Annotated in this window: 20 protein-coding genes and 1 tRNA gene; 18 read left to right on the plus strand and 3 right to left on the minus strand. The window is 32.9% G+C overall.

Annotated features, from left to right (window positions below):
- Positions 1-180: 180 nt before the first annotated feature.
- From AC3ASS_RS04165 to AC3ASS_RS04240, 16 genes are all read left to right on the plus strand, one after another.
- A complete protein-coding gene (locus AC3ASS_RS04165) occupies positions 181-627 on the plus strand; it encodes an acyl-CoA thioesterase (RefSeq protein ID WP_488282254.1) in 447 nt (148 codons plus the stop codon).
- Positions 628-1,492: 865 nt separating this feature from the next.
- Positions 1,493-1,717 (plus strand): helix-turn-helix domain-containing protein, encoded by a 225-nt coding sequence (locus tag AC3ASS_RS04170; protein ID WP_033828593.1) that lies wholly within the window; start codon positions 1,493-1,495, stop codon positions 1,715-1,717.
- A 181-nt stretch (positions 1,718-1,898) separates the two neighbouring features.
- On the plus strand, positions 1,899-2,354 hold the full coding sequence (locus tag AC3ASS_RS04175) for a MarR family winged helix-turn-helix transcriptional regulator (RefSeq protein ID WP_488282255.1): 456 nt from the start codon (positions 1,899-1,901) through the stop codon (positions 2,352-2,354).
- Positions 2,355-2,364: 10 nt separating this feature from the next.
- Positions 2,365-3,162 carry a glutamate racemase gene (gene racE, locus AC3ASS_RS04180; RefSeq protein WP_488282256.1) on the plus strand — a complete coding sequence of 266 codons (798 nt, stop codon included), beginning with the start codon at positions 2,365-2,367 and terminating at the stop codon, positions 3,160-3,162.
- A 107-nt stretch (positions 3,163-3,269) separates the two neighbouring features.
- Positions 3,270-4,310 carry a GerMN domain-containing protein gene (locus AC3ASS_RS04185; RefSeq protein ID WP_488282257.1) on the plus strand — a complete coding sequence of 347 codons (1,041 nt, stop codon included), beginning with the start codon at positions 3,270-3,272 and terminating at the stop codon, positions 4,308-4,310.
- Between the two features lie 140 nt (positions 4,311-4,450).
- Positions 4,451-5,221 (plus strand): ribonuclease PH, encoded by a 771-nt coding sequence (gene rph / locus AC3ASS_RS04190; protein WP_488282258.1) that lies wholly within the window; start codon positions 4,451-4,453, stop codon positions 5,219-5,221.
- Positions 5,218-5,817, plus strand: a complete 600-nt coding sequence (locus tag AC3ASS_RS04195; protein WP_488282259.1) for an XTP/dITP diphosphatase — start codon at positions 5,218-5,220, stop codon at positions 5,815-5,817. Before rph ends, AC3ASS_RS04195 begins: the two co-directional genes overlap by 4 nt.
- Positions 5,814-6,320 carry a metallophosphoesterase gene (locus tag AC3ASS_RS04200; RefSeq protein ID WP_488282260.1) on the plus strand — a complete coding sequence of 169 codons (507 nt, stop codon included), beginning with the start codon at positions 5,814-5,816 and terminating at the stop codon, positions 6,318-6,320. The genes AC3ASS_RS04195 and AC3ASS_RS04200 overlap by 4 nt, the downstream gene beginning before the upstream one ends.
- A 97-nt stretch (positions 6,321-6,417) precedes the next feature.
- A tRNA-Arg gene (locus AC3ASS_RS04205) sits at positions 6,418-6,491 on the plus strand.
- 341 nt (positions 6,492-6,832) lie between these two features.
- The gene (locus AC3ASS_RS04210) at positions 6,833-7,201 is read left to right on the plus strand and encodes an ATP-binding cassette domain-containing protein (RefSeq protein ID WP_488282296.1); all 369 of its coding nucleotides are present in this window, start codon (positions 6,833-6,835) and stop codon (positions 7,199-7,201) included.
- 230 nt (positions 7,202-7,431) lie between these two features.
- Positions 7,432-8,370, plus strand: coding sequence for a hypothetical protein (locus tag AC3ASS_RS04215; protein ID WP_488282261.1), 939 nt, complete (start codon positions 7,432-7,434; stop codon positions 8,368-8,370).
- Positions 8,371-8,910: 540 nt separating this feature from the next.
- Positions 8,911-10,155: an MFS transporter gene (locus tag AC3ASS_RS04220; protein ID WP_488282262.1), complete on the plus strand. Its 1,245-nt coding sequence runs from the start codon at positions 8,911-8,913 to the stop codon at positions 10,153-10,155.
- Positions 10,156-10,345: 190 nt separating this feature from the next.
- A complete protein-coding gene (locus AC3ASS_RS04225; protein ID WP_488282263.1) occupies positions 10,346-10,489 on the plus strand; it encodes a hypothetical protein in 144 nt (47 codons plus the stop codon).
- 22 nt (positions 10,490-10,511) lie between these two features.
- Positions 10,512-12,272: an McrB family protein gene (locus AC3ASS_RS04230; RefSeq protein WP_488282264.1), complete on the plus strand. Its 1,761-nt coding sequence runs from the start codon at positions 10,512-10,514 to the stop codon at positions 12,270-12,272.
- Between the two features lie 327 nt (positions 12,273-12,599).
- A complete protein-coding gene (locus AC3ASS_RS04235; RefSeq protein WP_488282265.1) occupies positions 12,600-13,928 on the plus strand; it encodes a 5-methylcytosine restriction system specificity protein McrC in 1,329 nt (442 codons plus the stop codon).
- 216 nt (positions 13,929-14,144) lie between these two features.
- Positions 14,145-14,390, plus strand: coding sequence for a PepSY domain-containing protein (locus AC3ASS_RS04240; protein WP_488282297.1), 246 nt, complete (start codon positions 14,145-14,147; stop codon positions 14,388-14,390).
- Between the two features lie 225 nt (positions 14,391-14,615).
- Here AC3ASS_RS04240 and AC3ASS_RS04245 read toward each other — a convergent pair whose 3' ends face one another.
- The 3 genes from AC3ASS_RS04245 to AC3ASS_RS04255 form a co-directional block, all read right to left on the minus strand.
- Complete coding sequence (locus tag AC3ASS_RS04245) at positions 14,616-15,158, minus strand: cupin domain-containing protein (protein ID WP_117017583.1); 543 nt, start codon at positions 15,156-15,158, stop codon at positions 14,616-14,618.
- A gap of 222 nt (positions 15,159-15,380) precedes the next feature.
- Positions 15,381-15,902 carry an SRPBCC domain-containing protein gene (locus AC3ASS_RS04250; protein WP_063388961.1) on the minus strand — a complete coding sequence of 174 codons (522 nt, stop codon included), beginning with the start codon at positions 15,900-15,902 and terminating at the stop codon, positions 15,381-15,383.
- Positions 15,892-16,254, minus strand: a complete 363-nt coding sequence (locus AC3ASS_RS04255) for an ArsR/SmtB family transcription factor (protein ID WP_063388960.1) — start codon at positions 16,252-16,254, stop codon at positions 15,892-15,894. The genes AC3ASS_RS04250 and AC3ASS_RS04255 overlap by 11 nt, the downstream gene beginning before the upstream one ends.
- Before the next feature lie 325 nt (positions 16,255-16,579).
- Between AC3ASS_RS04255 and AC3ASS_RS04260 the strand changes: the two genes are divergently transcribed.
- Together AC3ASS_RS04260 and AC3ASS_RS04265 are read left to right on the plus strand one after the other, a co-directional pair.
- The gene (locus AC3ASS_RS04260) at positions 16,580-16,948 is read left to right on the plus strand and encodes an ArsR/SmtB family transcription factor (protein WP_488282266.1); all 369 of its coding nucleotides are present in this window, start codon (positions 16,580-16,582) and stop codon (positions 16,946-16,948) included.
- Positions 16,941-19,049 (plus strand): heavy metal translocating P-type ATPase, encoded by a 2,109-nt coding sequence (locus AC3ASS_RS04265; RefSeq protein ID WP_488282267.1) that lies wholly within the window; start codon positions 16,941-16,943, stop codon positions 19,047-19,049. The genes AC3ASS_RS04260 and AC3ASS_RS04265 overlap by 8 nt, the downstream gene beginning before the upstream one ends.
- The last annotated feature ends 136 nt before the right edge of the window (positions 19,050-19,185 follow it).

Raw genomic sequence — 19,185 nt, forward strand, 5'->3', positions numbered from 1 at the left:
AAAATTCCATCCTACGATTCAGAGGCCACCAAACGAAAGCGCGGTAGCCCCTAAACCCCAACATTTGACATAGAACCATAATAATTAATTAGTTTGGAAGAAAATGAATATTATAGTATAATATGTGTTAAATAATGAATGATTATTCATTCACAACCTATGATTGAAAGGAGTATGACAATGAAGTATATTACATATATTGAAGATTTTGAATCATGGGTGAACAGTTTTTCTTTTTATTGTCCCATTAAAGTTCGTTTTTCCGAAACAGATATGTTTGGACATATGAATAACACAATCCCATTTATCTATTTTGAACAAGCAAGAATTGAATTTTTTAAACATAAAGGATTTATGAATGATTGGGTTCGCCCAGATCACGAAACGATTCCTGTTGTGGCAAATTTGCAATGTGATTACTTAACACAAGTATTTTTTGACGAACAATTATACATTTATGTGAAAGCTCATGATGTTGGAACATCATCTGTTGATTTACACTACATGGCAAAAAAAGAAGATGGGACCGTCTGTTTTACAGGGCGTGGAACAATGGTCAATTTTAATAAACGAACAGGAAAAGGTGAAAAATGGACGGAGGAAGAAAGGAATAGGTTATTAATATAGCAGGATTAAATAAACGAATGTTTACGAACTATTCAATATATTTCCATAATTGTTTATATTTATTTTGTACGGTTGACTTTTTTTGAAAATTCAAAGGAGGAAGAAAATAATGAGTTTTTTCTCTTTGCTGGTATTATGAATTAATAATTCAAGTTTCCATGATATTGCTAACAATAATGAAGTCTTAGTAGACAAAAAATAATTTATAAACTTGTAAAAATACTAACATTTACAAAGAATATAAAAATATTAAGATTTCAAGAGATCCAGTTACATTAATATGACTAAACTATAGTGAAAGCTGGTTTTCATAATGAAAATTAAACTATTCCTATCACTCTTTATTCTTCATTTTATATTTGGAGCGATTTTTTTCTTTTGGGTAACATGGGTAGACGATCATATTAATGGTACCCTCATGAATTATTTTCTTTATATTTTAGGTTTTTCGGTTATTGCAATATTACCAAATTTAATTTTGCTAAATAGAGCAAGAAATAAAATTACCTTTGTTCGACCACACACGTTTACTTTACTAGGATTTCCACTAGCTATTATAATCCTAATATTTCTTTATTGATAGGAAAGAAATAATAAACGGACTTCAGTTATTTAGGAGGTGTAATTTTCTAGAAACTTACTGAAGAACTTTTTAAAAAATGGAATAATGGTTGTTGACTTTAAAGGAAAAAAATATTTTAGAATGTATACAATATATCGCTCTTTTTATTTTTGAACCTCCGCGCCTATTTTGTTTCTTTAAGGATTCTGCTGTCACTTTAAGCCTTGCCTTCACATACTATATGGTGACTATATATACCCATCCCGCGGTCACAGCTGGCGAAGGCAAGGAGGGTTCAAGCACTTGAAGGAGAACGATTTCACTCATAAGCCGTTATTAACGAAAAGAGAAAGGGAAGTATTCGAACTGCTAGTACAAGATAAAACGACAAAAGAAATAGCCCAAGAGTTATTCATAAGTGAAAAAACAGTTCGAAATCATATTTCTAATGCCATGCAAAAGCTTGGCGTTAAGGGGCGTTCACAAGCTGTTGTTGAACTTCTCCGCATGGGGGAGTTAAAGCTTTGAATGACAACCGGCTGTCTATGAAGATGGCCGGTTTTTCACATTGGACGAAATTATGAATCTATCAAAATCCTATCAAATAACAAGGAATAGACAAGTTACGCTTGAATTTTGGTGAAAAAACATAGAAAATGAAAGAAGATGATACCGATATATTTTAGAAAAAAGAGGGGTTGTTCACTAAATGACGGAAAAGACAGAAAAAGGGATTGATCTATCAATTGTAGCAGACATCGAAAAGGACCTTCGATACATTGCAGGAATCATTAAACAAAAGGGTAGAGAGATTTTAAGCAATTATACGATTACCCCTCCTCAATTTGTTGCTCTCCAATGGTTGTTTGAAGAAGGAGATATGACAATAGGGGAACTTTCTAATAAAATGTATTTAGCTTTTAGTACAACCACTGATTTAGTTGATCGAATGGAAAACAATCATCTAGTTGAACGTGTAAAAGATCCGAGAGACCGCCGCGTAGTAAGAATTCACCTATTAGAAGAAGGTAAGCGTGTAATTGATGAAGTGATAAAAAAACGACAACTATATTTGCAAGATGTATTGAAAAATTTCAGTGAAGAGGAAATATTACAACTTAAAGATAATTTAATGAAGCTACATAAAGACATGAAAGAAAAATGAGGCGAGAGTTTTGAGAAATCCAATTGGCATCATAGATTCAGGGGTCGGGGGATTGACTGTAGCAAAAGAAGTCATGAGACAATTACCAAATGAGTCCATTGTTTATTTAGGTGATGGTGCTCGTTGTCCATATGGTCCAAGGCCTGTACATGAAGTGAAAAAATTTACGTGGGAATTAACTAACTACGTATTAAAATTTGACATAAAAATGCTCATCATTGCTTGCAACACAGCGACTGCCGTCGTTCTTGAAGACTTAAAGAAAGAACTTCCTATACCTGTGTTAGGAGTCATTCACCCCGGTGCCCGTGCAGCAATCAAGAATTCAAGGAAATATCATATTGGAGTCATAGGAACTGAAGGAACCATTAGTAGTAAGGCATATGAATATGCGTTAAAAACGATACGAAGCAATGTACAAGTGAATGGAATTGCATGTCCGAAATTTGTTCCATTAGTAGAAAGCGGTGTTTTACAAGGTCCAATTGCAGAAAGAATCGTACATGAATCTCTTTATCCATTAAAGAAAACGAATATCGATACACTGATTTTAGGTTGTACCCATTATCCTCTCCTTGAGCCACTTATAAAAAGTGAATTAGGAGAATCAATCAAAATCATCAGCTCTGGTGAAGAAACCGCGCGTGAAGCCAGTGCTATATTAGATCATTTGAAACTATTAAATGTAGACAATAGCCATGTAAATCATCATTTTTATACCACTGGGTCTAAAATTCTTTTTGAAAAAATCGCAAAAAGCTGGTTGCCTTGTAAAGAGCTTAATATCGAAACCATCTCTATAAGCTAACAATTTAATGGTTAGCTTTTTTTTATGGGAAGAAATTTTTAAGGCTTGTTCTATTTTGAAAATAGGCTCGTATACATGTAGTACAAACTGTCAGGAGGGAAATAAGAATGAGCAAAAGAAGATGGTTACCGATTTTGCTAGCTCTTCTAACGGCTATGCTTTTAGGAGCTTGCAGTAAATTAGATGATCCTTCAGAAAAAATTGATCCGCCACAAACCATTTCTTATGGAGACAAAAAAGATTCGAATCATAATCATAGCGACAATAGCGAAGAAGCCACAAAATCCATTAAAACAGAACTTTATTTAATTGATAAAAATGGCTATGTTGTGCCTCAAACTTTTGAACTGCCTGAAACGAAAAGTGTGGCTAGACAGGCATTGGAATACTTAGTGGAAAACGGTCCAATTAGTAATATGTTACCAAACGGATTCCGCGCTGTACTTCCTGCAGAAACTCAAGTAAGTGTGGATATTCAAGATGGTGTAGCTATTGTAGATTTTTCAAACGAATTTAAAAATTACAAACCAGAAGATGAGCAAAGAATTTTACAATCGGTAACATGGACATTAACTCAATTTGATACGATTAATAGTGTGAAGCTTAAACTTAACGGAAAAGAACTTTCAGAAATGCCTGTAAACGGAACTCCAATTATGGGAGAGTTAACGAGAAAAATGGGAATCAATGTCCTTGCAAATAATGTTGCAGATCTTTCTGGAACTAGTCCTATTACTGTTTATTATTTAAGCCAAAATAACGAAGATTTTTACTATGTCCCAGTGACAAAACGAGTAAAAATGGGGAACGAAGATAAATTAACTGCAACTGTACAAGAATTAATGAAAAATCCAGGTGTCAAAGGTTTATTTACTGAATTTATGGCGGATGCAAAACTGATCGAAAAACCGAAAGTTGAGGAAGGAAAAGTTACGTTAAACTTTAATGAAAATATTTTAGATAGTTTTGAGAAAAAGGTAATCTCCGAAACATTATTAAATGCTCTTGTGTTATCATTAACAGAGCATGAGGGTATTAAAAGCGTTTCTGTATTAGTGAACGGAGAAGCAGAACTTGTGAATAGTAACGGTCAACCAATTGCTGAACCGGTAACGAGACCAGAAAATGTGAACACAGGAAGTTTTTAATTTCGTCTATTTGTTATAAAATAAAAATATTGGTGAAGAGGTTGGATTCAACCTCTTCTTTTTATACTTAGACTTTATTTGATACAATAAAATGTGATATGGTAGGAAAGTCTTTTACTTCACGTTTAGGAGGACATTCTATGCAACGAGTGGATGGAAGAAAATCCGATGAACTAAGAAATGTACATATTCAAACTAACTATATTATTCATCCTGAAGGGTCTGTGTTAATAGAAGTTGGAAATACAAAAGTTATTTGTTCCGCAAGCATTGAAGACCGCGTTCCACCATTTATGCGTGGTGGTGGAAAAGGATGGATTACCGCTGAATATTCCATGTTACCGAGAGCAACGGAACAAAGAAATATGAGAGAATCAACGAAAGGCAAAGTTTCCGGCCGTACGATGGAAATTCAACGTTTAATCGGACGTGCTTTACGTGCGGTTGTTGATTTAGAAGCTTTAGGAGAAAGAACGATTTGGATTGATTGTGATGTGATCCAAGCAGATGGAGGAACAAGAACAGCTTCAATCACGGGTTCCTTTGTTGCTTTATGCTTAGCTGTAAACAAACTTTATCAAGAAAAAGTCATTACCAAATTTCCGATTCTTCATTATTTAGCGGCAACAAGTGTTGGTATTTTAGAAGATGGAACTGCCGTTTTAGATTTAAATTATGATGAAGATTCAAAAGCTAATGTAGATATGAACATCATTATGACAGGAAATGGTGAATTTGTAGAACTCCAAGGAACAGGAGAAGAAAAAACATTTTCACATGCACAATTGTTACAAATGATTGAGCTTGCGAAAAAGGGAATTGAAGAATTATTTGTTTATCAAAAAAAAGCGTTAGGAGAAATTAACGAATACATAGGTCAAGAAGCTAAAAAAGAGGATGAGGGAGAATGAAAGAAATTATTGTTGCCACAAACAATAAAGGGAAAGCAGCTGAATTCGAAGCATTGTTTGAACCACTTGGTTATAAAGTGTTAACGCTAAGAGACCTTCCACATATTGAAGAGGTGGAAGAAACAGGAGTAACGTTTGAAGAAAATGCACGATTGAAAGCTGAAACGGTCTCAAAACTTGAAAATAAAATGGTCATTGCGGACGATTCTGGACTTGTCGTTGATGCTTTAGATGGAAGGCCAGGCGTATATTCTGCTCGCTATGCTGGAGAAGAAAAAAATGATGATGCAAACATTCAAAAAGTGCTTGATGAATTAGCGGATGTTGAAGAAAAAGAGAGAACCGCACGATTTGTTTGTGTGTTAGCAGTTGCGATACCAAATAAAAAAACGAAAATCTTTAAAGGAACTTGTGAAGGTCTCATCACGAAAGAAAAAATGGGTGAAAACGGATTTGGTTATGATCCAATCTTTTATATAAGAGATAAAGGGAAAACAATGGCTCAACTAACAAAAGAAGAAAAAAATCAAATCAGTCATCGTGCGAATGCCATAAAAGAATTCAAAGAATGGTTAAAGAGCGGTGGAATGGAATGAAAGCAGTCATTGTCAGTGATAGTCACGGCTTGACAACAGAGCTAGAAATGATCGCTAAACTTCATGGGGAAGCGGATGTCTTTATTCATTGTGGAGATAGTGAATTACAACCAACAGATGAAGCTATTCAGCCTTACCGAGTTGTAAAAGGAAATTGTGACTTTCATAAACATTTTCCAAATGAATTAATGATTAATTTTGGCGATAAAAACATATTTGTCACGCACGGCCATTTATATGATGTGAAAATGGAATTACGTTTGCTTTATTATCGTGCATTAGAAAAAGAGGCGAATATCGTTTGTTTTGGCCATTCTCATTTACTTGGTGCAGAAATGATTGATAATATTTTATTCATCAATCCTGGCAGCTTACGACTACCAAGAAATCGACGAGAAAAAACGTATGCTGTGTTAGAAATGACCGATTCAGAATATAAAGTAACATTTTATGAATATAACGGTGGAATGATTGAAAAACCGTTGAAATTTAAGATTTCATAAGAAGGAGAAAAAATTTTTTCTCCTTCTAAAAAAACCTATTGACATTTAAATATTTCCCTAATATAATAAATCTTGTCCTTAGGAAATTTAATAAAATGTCCCAGTAGCTCAGCTGGATAGAGCAACGGCCTTCTAAGCCGTCGGTCGGGAGTTCGAATCTCTCCTGGGACGCTAAGTAAGTATCACCGATTCTAAAAAAGCTTACAAACGTTGTTTATCAATGTTTGTAAGCTTTTTATTTTTAATTTAAAAACTACTTCATACTAAATGCATCATTAAAACTATTCTTTCTCCTTTGAGCATGTTACGTGAAGAATGAAAATTTTTGTCGAAATCTTCAGATTGATATTTAAGTAAAAAATATATAATTATAGTAGTATGTGGTAACTTGAGATACCATACTCATAAACTATTATGAATTTAAATCCTGATTATAAATTTATGTATAGTTTTTAGGAGTTGTACTATGATTCAAGTTAAAAATTTCTAAGAGTTATTCCAATAAAATTATTATTAAAGAATCTAATTTTGAAATTAAATCGCAAAGAATTTCTTTTTTAATGGGACCGAATGGTGCTGGAAAGACAACAACTATTAAATGTCTAATGGGTATGGAAAACCATTTAGGAGAAATTTTATTTGATAGAAAAAAGATTGATCAAGTAAGAGACCAATGTTTAGTTATTTGGGATGACTGCCCTTTTTATACAAATCTCAGTGGTTTTCACAATTTACTTATTTTTGGTGAAGGAAAGAAATCCAAAAATGAAATTATGGAGATTGCTTCAAAGTATTTAGACCACCATACTATAAAAAATAAAGTGAAAACTTATTCCTACGGTCAAAAGAAAAAATTAGCTTTAGTATTAGTTGAGTCTTGAACCAAAATATCTAATTATGGATGAGATATCAAATGGATTAGATTTTGATATGATAAGAAATTTACAAAAAAGTATAAAATCCTGGTCAAATAAAATGACTATTATCTTAACTGGACATCAATTTAGTTTTTACAATGAAATAATTGATGAAGTATTCGTCATTAGAGATAAAGAAATTGTACTGATACAAGAGAATTTTAGTAATAGCGGCATAATGTTGGAGGATATATATGATGAAGAAAATTCTTGAACAAGAATTAAGGTACGGAATAAATTCTAAAATTTATTTCATTTTAGTAATATTTCTTTGTGGACTATTTGGAGTCATATTATTTCTTAATTATTCATCAGTTACTGAATTGTATAAGGAATATGAGGGGGTATTAAATTATTATGAAAAAAATAATCTAAATATTGAAGAATTAAAGAATGAATATATAGTAGGAACATATGAAGATGGAGGAACAATAACTAATCCAATTGCTTACTATAATGATACTATAAGTAAATATATTTATGCTGCTAGCTCTGAATACAGATTATCACAATTATTAGAATCATCCATTTTATATTTTCCGATAGTTTTTGGATTGTTAGGTTTAGTTATTTCTACAAATGATTATAAATACAGAACGATTAAACTTCGCACAGTAAGAATAGACAAAAATAGATTAGGTATGGCTAAGCAAATCTCTATAGCTATCAGTTCCTTTATAATCATTGTTATATCTTTGCTCTTTGCATATATTGTAGGTGAAATTGTGTATCAGTATTTAGCAGGTAAGATTCCAATTAAAGATTTCCAATTAGAAACTGATACACTCGGTGATAGTTCGTCAATATTTTTTAAGTTTTTATTTGCTTATATTATCGCTTTATTTTTTGCTGAAATTGGCTATACTCTAGGTATTTTGTTTAAGAATATGTATGTAGGGATGATTATTATCTTTGTATATACATTTATAATTCCGAACTTAGGGGTATACGATCTAAAAAATTGTATATTTTACTTTGCTAATCAAATATTTGATTTTTACGGAGTTGTTAGTGCCGAAGTTTCTGAAAATACAGGCTTCATATCTTCATTTATTATCATTTTATTAGCTTTTATATTATCGTTTGTTGTAAATAATATAGTATTTAAAAAACGAAGCTCGTTCGAAAGTTAAAATTTGTTAAAAATCAGAAAATACCTATTGGGGATGGATATTTTGGGTAGGTATATTAAAGTCATATTATTTGGTGTATTAATATTGATTGTATTTGGTATCATACTAACTTTAGTTTCTTTATTTTTGTTTAATTACAATATAAAGGAAGGTACAAATGTAGGCTATAGGGATTTAAACAACTATAGTATTCAAAATGAACATGTCAAATTCTTAGAAATGTATAAAAGTTAAATAGTCGGTCGGGAGTTCAATTGGGACGCTACAATACACGTCAAAACGAAAACCAAGAAATTTGGCGTGTTTTTATAAAATCTTAATAAATGCAAAAGAATCATTTCATATACGGCTTAAATGTTTTTCTCAAATCATTATTTGCCTCTACTTGTCTCAATAGAATTCAGATTTCAAGATTTTAAGAAATTATTATTTCCAGTGTATGCTTGACAGAAACAACTTTTGATTCCATACCTACTTCAAGATAGTTATAACACAGAACCGAGACTATTTTTACTATAAAATAAAGGTTTGAGGTTTTCTATGAAAAAAAATAATGAGATTATATCAATCCTAAAACATAACGCCAATTATCGAAAATTATTGATTACTACTTCTATTACAGGTTTAGCGTCTTGGGGCTCATTTATAAGTATGCTGATTCTTTTGGGGAAAATTACGGATAATGGTATTCAATTAGGGACTCTTTGGGCAGTAAGTGGTTTAGTTCCAATTGCCATGAGCTTCATTTTAGGTGGAATTGTAGACAGATTAGATACAAATAAGGTCATTGTATATTGTGAAATATTAAAATCACCACTTTATTTACTTTTCATACTTGTACCAATGTTAGATGGATGGCCGTCTTGGATCTTATTCTTTATAATAAGGTTTTTCATTGGAATTCTAACGTCTCTTACCACAGTAGCTAGGCAAACGATTATTCCTGAAATAATGAAAGAAGAAGAATTAATTGTAGCAAACTCGCTTAACTTCACTCTGAATAGTTCCATCCGTTTACTTGGAGCTGCTTCTGGTGGTGTCCTAGTTACATTGTTTGATTTAAATTTCTTTTGGGTCTTAACATCCATATCTTTTATATATTCTGGGATAGTAATGGCGACAATAAAATATAAGAATTCTAAATTAAAAACAGAAGAACGTAATTTCCTAAAAGAAATGATGGTTGGTTTATCAGTAGCGAAAAAACAAATATATGTAAAATATGTGTTATTATTTGCGCTCACTGGCGGACTTATTATTGGTTCTTTTAACCTTATGATTGAACAAATGGTTCGTAATATTTACAACTTTCCACCAGTTGGCTTAAGTATGTTATATATAGCAGAGGGTCTGACTTCAGTTGTTCTAGGACTGTGGATTGCAAATAATAAAATATTCTTTAGTAAAGTATATAAATATGGCTATATTTATATTTTAATAGGGTTAAGTTGGTCTCTATTTGGTTTCACTAATAATATATTTCAAGGAATCTTGATAATGATCGTTTTTGCATTTGTTGGTGGATTCATTGTTCCCTTTGAAAGACAGGTTATGCAAACGCATGTTGAAAGTAATTTAAGAGGCAGAATTTTTGGCATGTGGAATACTTGCAGTATGGTTTCAATGCAATTAGGTGCACTATTAACAGGTATTATTATTCAGTATGTAGGATTGAGATATGTTACGATAATTGTAGCTTTTCTTGAAGTACTTATAGGTATAATATTTGTCCTGCGATTTAAAGAGGAAACGAACTTTAATAAAAGTAACGTGCATATTACATAAGTATTAATTTAAATGTTAACAAATAAGTGAAGGGTGGCTATGTTAATTCAGAAATTATACAAACGTCACGCTACTAAGGAGGATTTTATTTGGCTATCCCAAAAAATATTTCAAAAGATGATATCTTAAAAGCAATTGAGTTTATCAATAAAAATGGTGTTCCTGAAAAAAATTTGAGTAGAAGTATGAATTGTTAGATGAGTCTGGAAAAACGTATCCGGTTAAGTATGTTATTGCAGTTGCCAATCATTTGGTTAATCATGTAGATATTTCTACTGAGGAATTTCACGCTGAAGAAGCAAAAAAGTTATTAGAAAAATTGGACTTCAGTTGAAACTAAGCAAGTAAAATTTAAGTTGACGATCACTGCCAATGAAGTAACATCAACAGACGATCGTTTTACAATGGATAATCTAGCACTCGGGGATCATTACAAGCCACTTGATGTATATTTTTTAAATGCAAGTGGAGCTATGGTACGACGTAAATTCAATAAGGGTGAAAGACGAAACTCAAATCAAACATTGCCCCGTTTGGCCATTCAGGTTTTTGAACAGCAAATTGCCGCACTACCTATTGAAGAAAAAGAGCAATTTCCAATTTGTCAATATATGCCAAATACTGAAATCATTCGTGGTATATTTCCTAGTATTGAGGAATTTAAGAGATTCAGAAATTCAATTGAATACTTAGTTTATAGAAATGATGAAGGCCAACAATTCGTGATATATAGTTGGAATATTTTCTCTACTATTCTATTTGTCCAGGAATGTTTAAAACGTTTCGGTAATGAAGGTGACCAATTTGTACTCATTTATCGTGAAAAGGATAAAAAAGAAACTGTGCAAACTGAGAACAGAAGTGTAGATATTGAAAGGCTACAGGAATTTAGCGGATATAGAAACCCATATTCCCACTATCTAATTGATTCTAAAAACATGATTTTACACGGTGCACCAGGAACAGGGAAAACGCATCTAGCAAAAGAAATAGCTGCAGATATTATCAGTGGTGGCTATTTTGATGATTTTTCTTTACTTTCCGATGAACAAAAAAAACAGATTGAATTTGTTCAGTTTCATCCAAATTATGATTACTCAGACTTTGTTGAAGGTTTGCGTCCAAGGATTAATGATGATGGTTCTGTCGGATTTGAACTTAAAGACGGGATATTTAAGCGTTTTATAGCTAGAGCAAAAAAGAACTTTGAAGATTCTCAAAAGACCCAAGAACAAAGAGAAAAAGAAGCAACCGTTGAAAGTATGATGTTTGATTATTTTTCAAACATTGAGTTGGGAGTAGATGAATTGGAAACTACTCGTGGCACTAAATTTTATATCACCGAAATCGATGATAAGTATATTCATATATCTATTCCAGAAAACAAAATATCGAATAAGTTGAGCTTGAGTATAAGTGAGCTTAAAGCGATGCTGGATTCTAAACAACCATTCACCCAAGTGAAAGATGTAACTAATTTTTTTGGGAAATTGAATCCGACACAACATTTTTCCTACCTATTAGCTATTTATAAAGATATTAAAAAGAATAAAAAGCCAATCACCAATCCAATTGCAAAGCCTGATAAATTGAAACCTTACATATTTATTATTGATGAAATTAATCGTGGTGAAATATCGAAAATTTTTGGTGAGCTATTTTATTCAATTGATCCCGGATATCGTGGCCGCACTGGAGAAGTATCTACACAGTATGCAAATATGCACGACAATCCGGACGAGAGATTTTACATACCGGAAAACGTCTACATAATTGGAACGATGAACGATATCGACCGTTCCGTTGACAGCTTTGACTTTGCTATGCGTCGTCGTTTCAGATTTATTGAAATTAAGGCGGATGATCGATTGGAAATGTTAGAGGAATTAGGAGAAGTAAAAGAGGAAGCAATACGTAGAATGACAGCGCTGAATAATGAAATTTCTAATGTGGAGGACCTTAACCAACATTATCATATTGGTGCATCTTACTTTTTAAAGTTAAAATACTTAACTTTCAACCAATTATGGACAGATTATCTTGAGCCGTTATTAAGAGAATATGTGCGCGGTTGTATTTCGCAATTAAAATTTGAACCACTTCGCAACAATAATTGAGCCATCTGGTTTTAGTTATTTTCACAAACTTTAGTAGGTTATTATTGATAGTATTATGGCTTGACATGGAGCCTCTACGGGCATGACTTACCTGCGAAAGCCTGCGACTGTAAAGGATTTTCGCAAACAAACAAATGTATCATGCCCGCCTCTCCATGTAAAGCCAACCGAGATCTGGTGGATGATATATTCACAAACTATGAGCGGCTCAGTTTTGAGTTGCGAAGTGGCTCACTTTTCATGTGCTATAAACACGCGGTATGTATGATGAAGACGAGATTATGAATCGGTTTGCAAAGGCGTATGGCTATCTAGGTGATTCATAAAATGAAGGAATTAAAAATTAAAGACAATGCACTGTTTCATAAAAAATACTTTCAAGAAGTAGCCAATGTGACAGAAAAGATTGCCGATAAAACACTTGAACAACTTGAAAAAGAAGGGGTATTTATTTTCCCTGAACTTATAAAAGATTCGGAAGATATTAGCAAAGAACAGGTTATTTTACAAAGCATCAATCAATATTATCGTTCAAGTAACGTGATGGGTTTTTTAGGCTATGGTAACGAACGGCTCGTTATAGAATCTCGTTTTTCAAATGATGATTCTGATTATTTCTTTCAATATTTACTTGAGTGCGTATTGCATTTTCCAAATGTTGTAGAACTTAATACCGATGCAAATCAAGATTATCGTACTCTTAACATGTTACTTTTTTTCTTTCCTAACTTTTTAAAAAAAGCAATGAGAAAAGGTTTGTTCAAAACTTATATTCAAAAAAAGTATAACGATGAAAATATTAGGGGAACGATTGATATTCCACGTCATTTGAAAAATAATACTCCCTTTATCGGGAATATTGCATATAATCAACGTGAATTTTCATATGATAATGATCTGATGCAGTTGGTTCGCCATACGATTGAATTTATTAAGAAGAAACCGTATGGTAACAATGTATTGCATAAAACGAAAGATGAAGTGGCCTCTGTCATAGAAGCAACTAAAGGATATAAGTATTTTGATAGAAGAAAAGTCATAGAAAAAAACATGAAAAAGCCCATTCGCCATGCATATTATCGTGAATATAGAGCATTACAACGACTTTGTATCATGATATTACAGCATGAAAAATATCAAATGGGATCCGATATGAATCAGATTTACGGTATATTGTTTGATGGTGCTTGGATCTGGGAGGAATATGTGCATTTGCTTATTGGCAGTGATTTTTATCATCCAATGAACAAAGGGGGAAAAGGAGCACAACGACTATTTGAGGGGAATATTGGTCTAATCTATCCTGATTTTATCAGCCGAGAAGTAGATAATCGGACAATCGCAGATGCAAAATATAAACCAGCCGAAAACATCAAAAGTAGCGATTATCAGCAATTGTTAGCATATATGTTAAGGTTTGATGCGAAAATAGGATTATATTTATTTCCTCAAAACCAAGAAGGTGAAAATTTAGAGTTAAGACTGAATAGTGGTTCTACTTATGAAAATAATGTTAGTCCAAGAGATGACATAAAAGTTATGAAATGTGGTTTAAAGATTCCGATTGACTGTGATGATTATAATGATTTTAAAGGAAAGATTAAAAAAAGTGAGGAAGAATTTAAAGAAAGAGTGTTTAGTATTAATAAAATATAAAATCCTATAGAGACATATTTTTATGGAAAAGTGTTTTCGTTTTGTGTGGAAGATTTTATGTTGGTTAATGATGAGTTTAAGGATCTTCTATTTAATGTTGAACGGATTAGGGCAATTTCTTTGTAGAAAATTCTTCTCCTCTATTGTTCCACCTAAACTTTGCCTATTTCATACAGTTAAAAGTGGGTAAATATCTTTAGGGGAGGAAACATCATGATGTATGAAAATTATTATTACAACCCTACACCTATGTACCGACAAAGAATTACGAAGCAACAAGCTCAAGAAATTGCCCTAAAAAGAGTACCTGGGAAAGTCGTGCACGTTGATATGGATTTAGAAAATGGTGTTTTAGTTTACGAAGTTTTTATTTTAACTCCAGATAACCGAATATTTGAAGTTGAAATTCTTGCTAAATCAGGAAGGATTCTAAAAGTCGAACAAGAAAATGATTTTGATTAATTTATCGGTGCGGTGGATGCAAAGCTTTTCTATGCATCCATTTTTTTGTTTGAGTAAAGACAAATCAATTTATGAAAGATAAGAAATTAATAGCATCATGCGAGTACAAGTCGGTTCGAGGGGTTATAATAAATCATTTGTTTAATGGCTTCACCTCATAAATGAAAAACTAAAAAATAAAGCTTTGAGACTTTTCCTTCTCAAAGCTTTTATCGCTTTTCACAGTTAATACCAATACTGCATTCTTTCCTCAACCATCGCTTCTTGTTTCGTTCTATGAACTGTTCCATGAGGATGATGAGGCGGTGCATAAATGGAATAGAGTTTTAGAGGGACATTGCCAGTGTTAATGACATTATGCCATGTTCCAGCTGGTACAAATATAGCTGTATTTTCGTTCACTCTTCTTTCAAAATCAAGACGATCTTTCCTCTTACCCATTCGAACAATTCCTTTCCCCTGTTCAATGCGTAAAAATTGGTCAACATCAGGATGTATTTCTAATCCGATATCTTCCCCAGGGTTAAGGCTCATTAATGTCACTTGCAAGTGATTCCCTGTCCATAGAGCAGTTCGATAGTTTCTATTTCGTCTTGCTGCATTTTTAATATTAATTGTGAAAGGGTTAGGTCCATAGTCTCTTAATCTTAGAGTTGGGGTGCGATAGTCGTTTTGAACAGTGGGGTACCAGTAATCGTATGGCGAGATTTGATGATTGAAGGTCACATTTCCGTTTGGATTAGGCATGAAATAAGGTACAAAATACATGTTCTCCTTCCTCTCTGTGTAATGAATTCACCTAATACACACCTTATGCAGAAGGAACGAAACTGACTAGGACATATACCTATTTATTATTAATTTATTAATGTTGCGGGTCTAAATATCTTTCAATAATCTTGTATCTTAAATATCAGTAATATTTTAATAAGCAAAATAAAAAAGGCGGAACAGTTCATGTAACCACCTTTTACTTAATAATTTTGTTATCTATTTTCCTTGATTCATTTTTTCCACTAATTCATTCAATTTATTCCATGTTTGATTTATACCTTCCAATACTCCCATGTCTAAAACAACTTGAAGAGACTCTACTGAGTTAAATTCAGAGCGGCTGATTAATTTTGTTTGATTTCCTAAATCAATAAATTCTAATGTAACCACAGGAGAAGGCATAGACTCATTTATATTACCTTCTGAATCTGAGAAATAGTCGATATAGACAATTTTTTCTGGTTCAATGATTTCTTTATAAATGGTTTTGTTCCAAGATTCCATTCCATATTCTTCTTGATTTTTATCAACACATACCATACAGTAGTGCCAAACACCTCCAGGACGAAAATCCACATTGCAGACAGTTACTTCCCAACCATCCGTACTCCACCAACGTTTTAAATGCTCTGGCTCTTTAAAAAGTTGAAACAGCTCATTTCGTGGCATATTATATACTCTCTCTAATACAAGAAACCTTTCATTTTCGACTCTTGAAATCATTTTGTTATTTGTCACTATTTTTCCTCCCTATTTTTTTATTTTGTAATTCTTGTACATAATGATCCAAGTTATCAAATCTTTTTTCCATTTCCTTTTGAAAGGAAGTCACCCATTTTTCTAATGCTTGGAAAGGCTCACGACGTAATTTGTAATAACGACGATTAGCTTGAGGCTTTACTTCCACTATTCCATTTGTGCTAAGTATTTTTAAATGCTTGGATGCATGTGGTTGGCTAAGTTTTAGCTGATTTGCGATTTCTCCCACAGTAAGAGGTCCACTCCGTAGCAATTCAACGATCGCCATTCGATTTGGTTCAGCTAACGCACTTAACACTGAAACATCAATATCAAAATTTTTTTCCGACATATGGCTCACCTCTATATCTTATTTTGTCACCTCCCATTTTAGATAGTTGACAAATGAATGGAATTTCTCTCTATAATCAATATAACAAATTTGGAATATAACTGTAAAGTTATATTCCAAATTTTGTATAATATAGAAAATTAAACTAAATATCTTTCAAGAAAAATGAAAAAAATAAATGTTCATAGGAATTAATCAGTTAAAAAAATCGGATCAACAACATGGAAGGAAAAAATTCATTATCATTCAAATAAAAGTTTGAATATAAATAAACTAGTATTATAATATATTCAAACATACATTTGAATGATTGATGGTGACATTGATGAGTAAAAAAGATGTTTGTGAAGTTTATAGTTATGACGAAAAAAAGGTTAACCGAATCCAAGAGGAACTGAAAAAAGAAGATATTGCGAGTGTTACCCAATTATTTAAAGCTCTCGCAGATGAAAATAGGGCAAAAATCACCTTTGCTTTAAGCCAAGAAAATGAATTATGTGTGTGCGATATTGCCAATATCATTGGTTCTTCCATCGCAACAGCTTCCCATCATTTACGGACTCTTTATAAACAAGGGATTGTAAAATACCGAAAAGAAGGAAAACTTGTTTTTTATTCATTAGATGATGAACATATCAAACAAATAATGGACATTGCACTAGTGCATAAGAAAGAGGTGAACATGCATGTCTGAGGAAAATTTAAAAGTTTATCGAGTTCAAGGACTTTCTTGTGCCAATTGTGCAATGACCTTTGAAAAGAATGTTAAAAAGCTACCAGGTGTTGAAGATGCAAAAGTAAATTTTGGAGCCGCTAAGATATACGTAAAAGGAGAAACTACGATTGAGGAGTTAGAAAAGGCTGGGGCTTTTGAGAATATTAAAGTTCGTGATGAAAAAGAAAAAAGGCGCGAACGTGTACCATTTTGGAAGCAAAAAGAAAATATAAAAGTATATATTTCAGCCTTACTACTTATTATTAGTTGGTTTTTAAACAAGCAATTTGGCGAAGGACATATCATTCCAACGGTCGGTTATGCATTTTCTATAATCATTGGTGGGTATTCACTATTTTTTATAGGTCTTAAAAATCTAAGTAAATTAACTTTTGATATGAAAACCTTAATGACTATTGCTGTCATCGGAGCTGCTATGATCGGTGAATGGAGAGAAGGAGCAACTGTCGTTATCCTTTTTGCTATAACGGAAGCATTGGAACGTTATTCTATGGATACAGCACGTCAATCGATTGAATCATTAATGGACATTGCTCCAAAAGAAGCACTTATTCGTCGTGGAAATGAAGAAATGATGGTTCCCGTTGATGATATTCAAGTTGGAGATATTATGATCGTAAAACCTGGTCAAAAAATAGCTATGGACGGTGTCGTCATAAAAGGTTATTCCACAATAAACCAAGCGGCAATAACTGGTGAAAGTGTTCCTGTCACGAAAACGATTAATGATGAGGTGTTTGCAGGTACTTTAAACGAAGAAGGATTATTAGAAGTAAAAGTAACAAAACGAGTGGAAGATACAACTCTAGCAAAAATTATTTATTTAGTAGAGGAAGCCCAGGCAGAACGGGCACCTTCTCAAGCGTTTGTCGATAAATTTGCGAAATACTATACACCCGCCATCATGATATTATCCTTTTTCATCGCTGTTATTCCTCCGTTATTTGGCGGGAGTTGGAGTGAATGGATTTATCAAGGGTTAGCAGCATTAGTGGTAGGATGTCCTTGTGCGTTAGTCGTTTCCACTCCTGTTGCAGTAGTTACGGCTATTGGAAATGCAGCAAAAAACGGGGTTTTAATCAAAGGCGGTATTTACTTAGAAGAAGTTGGACATTTAAAAGTAATGGCTTTTGATAAAACAGGAACTTTAACAAAAGGAATTCCTTCTGTGACAAATATCGTGCCTTTGAAAGGCAATGAGAATGAAGGGCTTTCCATTATGGCAGCGATTGAAAAAAATTCCAAACACCCGCTAGCTTCTGCGATTATTAGAAAGGCGAAAGAAATGGGGTTGGATCTTGAAAGTGTATCAGTTGAAGAGTTCCAAGAGATAACTGGTAAGGGTGTAAAGGGAGTAGTGAATAATGTCTTATATTATATTGGCAGTCCAAGTTTATTCGAGGAACTGCACGGAAATCTTGATCGAACGACAAAAGAAAAAATCTCTCAGTTACAAGCAGAAGGAAAAACGGTCATGGTGCTAGGGGTAGAAAAAGAAATCCTCTCGTTGATTGCTGTTGCGGATGAATTAAGGGAATCATCCATAGATGTAATCGAAAAATTAAACAAACTAGGCATTGAGACTGTTATGCTGACAGGAGATAACAAGAAGACTGCTGAAGCCATTGGAAAACAAATTAGAGTTACTGATATAAAAGCAGACTTACTCCCAGAAGATAAACTTTATTTCATTAATAATTTTCGCAAAAAGCATAAAAGTGTGGCGATGATAGGTGATGGAGTGAACGATGCTCCAGCCCTTGCAGCATCTTCCGTCGGTATAGCAATGGGTGGTGCTGGCACAGATACTGCTTTAGAAACTGCGGATGTTGTTTTAATGTCCGACGACTTGAATAAATTACCTTATACCGTTCAATTAAGCCGAAAGTCTTTAGCAATCATCAAACAAAACATCACATTTTCATTAACTATAAAAGCTTTAGCATTATTGCTAGTAATCCCTGGTTGGTTAACATTATGGATTGCCATACTCGCTGATATGGGAGCAACCTTGCTTGTGACATTAAACAGTTTACGACTCTTAAAAGTAAAAGAATAAACATAGATTTCCAAGGAAGGATGTTTCCTTGGAATTTTTTATATAAAAATATTTAAATTTCTAGGGATTAAATACTTAAAGATTAGGATCGTGTTTATATAAATCAATTTTTTTTGATTTATTAGTTGCTTTAATT

Source organism: Bacillus sp. JST-5 (assembly GCF_057747715.1).